Here is a 4,710-nt window from a genome sequence, read left to right on the forward strand (position 1 = left end):
CATGAGCTGCCGTGCCGTCGAGTTTGGTTCAAAGACGGGTAGTCTACCCGCGAGGCCGCGCCAGCTCTAGCTCATATGAGGGGATGGCTAAGGTTAGCTACCAAACGGCAAACAAAGCATAGGAACCCAACACGCTTATTTGGATGAAATAGCATAAAGCCCCGTCCCCAACGAAAACGGGCTTTTATGCTAAATTTTACAACGTAAAATATTGTTCAAAAAAGGCCATGTATTTAGCAGTTTTTTATCTAAGACCCCACCATGCGCTGCATGCTTTGCGTCCAGGAGGTTTTAAACGCGGCGTCGCTGGCAAATAGCTTATACAGCTCTAGCTCATCTTTGCGGCGTTGCAGCATGATCTCTTTCAGCATTTTTTCGAAGGCCAGCTCTCTGTTATGCGGATCGGGATTGTTTTGGTATTTATCGGCAAAGTCGGGATGTTGGCGCACGCTGTCGGCAATATTTACAAACTTCACTTTTTGTTCTTCTGGCGTCGCGCTCCAGCCTTGAAACCAACGTTCGTTAAAGGTACGAATTATCTCGTCTAACGGATCGGTTTCTGGCTCACCATTATGGGCGCCGCGAGGATTGGGATTTTGCGGGTCCAGCTCGGTTTCTTCGGCACTCAGGCCAATGGCGTGATTCAGTTTCACCCGCTCTAAACCGTAAGAGCTGAGATCAACCGAGTCGAGCAGTGCATCAATGGCATCTGAGTCGGGGTCATTGACAATCAGCTTGGGGATCAAAAACTTCAACAACCAGTACAGCTTTTCCCATGCCACAATTTCATAAGGCATGATAGACGCCATTTGTCCGTAAATTTTCACAAATTGCTTGGCCTTGATCTTGAAGTCGATTTTCTCTTCATGTTCAAGACCCAGCTCATCATTAAATCGCGCGGCAGCCGTGTCTATGATGGGGCTTAAGGTTTGTGCATCATCGCCATTAAAGTAGTGTTTGATAAAGGCTTCTACTTCGTACCATTCATAGACGGCCACCTCATCCAGCACATCTTTCAGCTCATGCAGCACATTAACATCGGTAGCCTGCGATAAAGAAGTGGCAGTGTAGAAGGGTTCAAAAGCGGTCTGAATATCGTCCACGCCGTTGAAAAAATCCAGCACAAACAAGTCTTCCGTTTTCTTGCCAAGCTTGGGCGCACTGCGGTTTAGCCGCGACAGCGCCTGCACACACAACACGCTGCTGAGCTTTTTATCCACATACATGGCGCACAATTTAGGCTGGTCAAAGCCGGTCAAATACTTATTTGCCACCACCAGCAAGCGATACTCGTCACCATCAAACTGGCTGGCGGTATCCGCTTCGGAAAAACCGTTTATCTCTGCCTCGGTATATTCAATGCCATCTACAGGTTTACTCGTGCCAGAAAATGCCACTAACACCTTGAAGGGGTTACCTTGCTTTTCCAGAATCTGCTTAATCGCCTTGTGATAACGGATAGCAGCTTCAATATTTTGCGTGATCACCATGCCCTTGCCTTTGCCCTTGAGCTTTTTGGCATTCACTATCTGTGGGATAAAGTGATCCAACATGATCTCGGCTTTGGTGTTAATGGTGTCCTGGCTGCGTTCAACAAAGGCGCGCAGTTTTTTCTGCGCTTTTTGGGTATCAAACTCGGGGTTATCGGCTATCGATTTTTCAATTTCGTAATAGCTTTTGTAAGTGGTGTAGTTGGCCAGCACATCCAGGATAAAGCCCTCTTCTATCGCCTGTTTCATCGAGTACAGGTGAAACGGCTTAAAAGAGCCATCGGCTTGCAGCTCACCAAATTTTTCGAGGGTGTTGTTTTTGGGGGTGGCAGTAAACGCCAGGTAAGAGGCGTTACCGCGCATCTTGCGTGATTGCATGGCTTGCAGGATCTTGTCTTGGGCATCTTCGGCTTCTTCTATTGCCGTTTTACCCATGGCGCGGTTCATATTGTCGTGTGCCGTGCCCGACTGCGAACTGTGCGCTTCATCAATGATCACCGCAAAGCGTTTATCACTGAGATCGGCAATGCCATCAATAATGTACGGAAACTTCTGGATGGTGGTAACGATGATTTTTTTGCCCGTTTCCAGCGCCAGCTTAAGCTCGGATGACTTGTTGGCCGGGGCAATAATGTTCTTGACTTCAGAAAACTCTTTAATGTTATCTCGTAGCTGTTTATCAAGCAATCGTCGATCGGTCACTACAATCACCGAATCAAACAAGGGCTGATCAAGGCGGCGGCCTCCCGCAACTTCGGTTGACTCCGGGTAGGTTTCAATCAGTTGATAGGCCGCCCAGGTAATGGAGTTTGACTTGCCAGAGCCGGCAGAGTGCTGAATTAAATAGGTATGGCCTACCCCGTGTTGCGCCGCATGGCTCACCAGCTTGCGCACCACATCCAGCTGCTGATAACGCGGGAAAAACAAGGTGCGCTTGTGCAACGGATCTTTGCTGCTGCCATCCAGGCGCACAAAATGCTGAATGATATTGGCCAGGCTTTCTTTACTGAACACCTCTTGCCACAGATAGGCTGTCTTGTGCCCGCCCATACCCTTACTGCCAAGATTAGGTGGATTACCCTTACCGTGATTATGCCCTTTATTAAAGGGCAAAAAGAAGGTGTTGTTACCCGCCAGCCTGGTGGTCATGTACACTTCGTCGGTGTCCACCGCCATGTGAACCAGGCAACGCCCAAAGTTCAGCAGCGGCTGCTTGGTGTCTCTGTCTTCACGGTACTGCTTTTGGCCATGATAACGTGCGGTTTGGCCGGTCCAGGCATTTTTAAGTTCCATGGTGATCAGCGGTATGCCATTGATAAACAGCACCATGTCTATTTCTTGCAACGGATTGGCTTGAGAATACCGTAGCTGACGGGTACAGCTAAAAATATTACTGGCAAAGTTTTGCGCCACTACCGTACTGCTGCTGGCCAGGGGCGCCGGATACAGCAGATTAAAGTGGGCATCGTCCACATTTAAGCCTTTTTTCAGCAGATGTAAAATACCGTGCTTTTTAATCAGCCGATCGTAACGCTCCAGCAATTTACGCTGCCAATCTATAGGATGGTGCTGCTTGAGCTTGGCCAGCTCTTTGGCTTGAGTCTGCTCTAAGAACTGCCAAAAAAACCGTTCATCCAACGCATATTGCGCATTAAAATCACTGGCAAAGCCTGCTGCATAGCCAAGGTGTGAGCGGCTATAAGAAGTGGTTGCGGCATCGGCAATACCGCCTTTACTGTCTTCAAGGCAGTTACCGGTTAATGCCCGCTCAATGGCGGCTTCTAATGCTTGCTCATTGGTTTTACTGACCATAAAACATCCTATTTATCCGCGGCTTCTGGCTTTCTCCATTGCCTGTTACACGACACCACAACACATGGTTAATGCACTTGCCAGTGGCCGCCTTTTTTCGGGCCCTGATAGCTTAAGCGATTTTGTTGTTTCAGCTTGGCCGCTGCACGCTCTATGGTGCTCACCGAGCGGCCTAAATGCCGGGCCACCTCGGCCAGGGTCAACTCTGGCTGGGCCTTGAGTAAATCCAGGATCTGCTCTGGCGTGGTTAACGGTTTTTTTACCCGCGTTTTTACCTTCATTTCTACCCGCGTTTTTTGCTCAACGGCAATCGCGTCTTGCAGTGCGGTGGCCATGGCACCGAGCAAGAATTCAATAAAGCAGGTGCAGTCGCTGCTTACATCCGCCTGGCGAAACGCCTGATAATAGGCCTGCTGCTGGGCTTTAATCACGGTTTCTACCGGCAAATAGGCCAGCAAGGGTTGCCACTGACTCAAGATCAGGGTTTGCCACAAGCGCCCCATGCGGCCATTGCCATCACTAAAGGGGTGAATAAACTCCAGCTCGTAATGAAACGCCGACGAGGCAATCAGCGGATGGGCATCGGTCGTATCCAGCCAGTCCAGTAATTGTGCCATCAGTCGCGGCACCTGATTGGCCGGTGGTGCCATGTGCACTAACTGCTCACCGCGATAAATACCGGCACCACCGCTGCGCCATTGCCCTGCATCCAGCACCAGGCCTTGCATCAGCATCTGATGGGCGCTTAACAGATCGTCCCCGTTACTCGGCTGCCAGTGTGCCATGGCCTCGTAGGCGGCAAAGGCGTTATGCACTTCCTGTATTTCTTTGGGCGCACCGAGCACGGTTTTGCCGGCAATCACCGCCGTCACCTGCTCCAGCGTAAGGGTGTTTTGCTCGACCGCCAGTGAGGCCTGTATGGTGCGAATACGGTTTTCGCGGCGCAGTTGCTGCACCAGGGCACCCTGATTGCTGGCCGTCCACTGGCCGATATATTCTGAAATTTCTGCCACCCGCCGCATCATGGTATGGGTGAGCTGAAACTGCGGGCTATAGGCCATTTCTGCTCCCGGCGTTAAGCAAGCGCATCGGCTTGCACCATATCAGGGGTGATCTTTATTTTTCCGGTCACGGCGCTGTTGATCAGCGTGGTTTTGTATTCTTTGAGTTTTTGGATTTGTTCTTGTTGTATATCAATAACATGATCAAAATATTTAGACTGTTTTTCAAGAGATGCAAGTATCTCTAGCTGTTCATCTTCTGGCGCTATAGGAACAGGAATATCAAATAAGTCACCTGTATAAAGACGTATTCATTCGTAGGATCTTAAGCGGAGGCTGCTGTCAAAGCTTGCTACAGGGAGGCTAGTCGATTGATTTATCAGAAAAATGGTTTGAAGTGTGCTGCT

The 4,710-nt window shown here is 49.7% G+C and carries 2 protein-coding genes; both read right to left on the reverse strand.

What is annotated here, in order from left to right; translation table 11 throughout:
- Positions 1-248: 248 nt before the first annotated feature.
- The gene (locus HNR62_RS15855; protein ID WP_204797052.1) at positions 249-3,302 is read right to left on the reverse strand and encodes a type I restriction endonuclease subunit R; all 3,054 of its coding nucleotides are present in this window, start codon (positions 3,300-3,302) and stop codon (positions 249-251) included.
- Positions 3,303-3,370: 68 nt separating this feature from the next.
- Positions 3,371-4,363 carry a Fic family protein gene (locus HNR62_RS15860; RefSeq protein WP_204797053.1) on the reverse strand — a complete coding sequence of 331 codons (993 nt, stop codon included), beginning with the start codon at positions 4,361-4,363 and terminating at the stop codon, positions 3,371-3,373.
- Between the last annotated feature and the right edge of the window lie 347 nt (positions 4,364-4,710).

The organism is Oceanisphaera litoralis (assembly GCF_016907015.1).
Taxonomy (GTDB): domain Bacteria; phylum Pseudomonadota; class Gammaproteobacteria; order Enterobacterales; family Aeromonadaceae; genus Oceanimonas; species Oceanimonas litoralis.

Bases quoted from the DNA above. Each gene is read 5' to 3' on its own strand.
- HNR62_RS15855 (WP_204797052.1), bottom strand. From the start codon at position 3,302: ATGGTCAGTAAAACCAATGAGCAAGCATTAGAAGCCGCCATTGAGCGG.
- HNR62_RS15860 (WP_204797053.1), bottom strand. From the start codon at position 4,363: ATGGCCTATAGCCCGCAGTTTCAGCTCACCCATACCATGATGCGGCGG.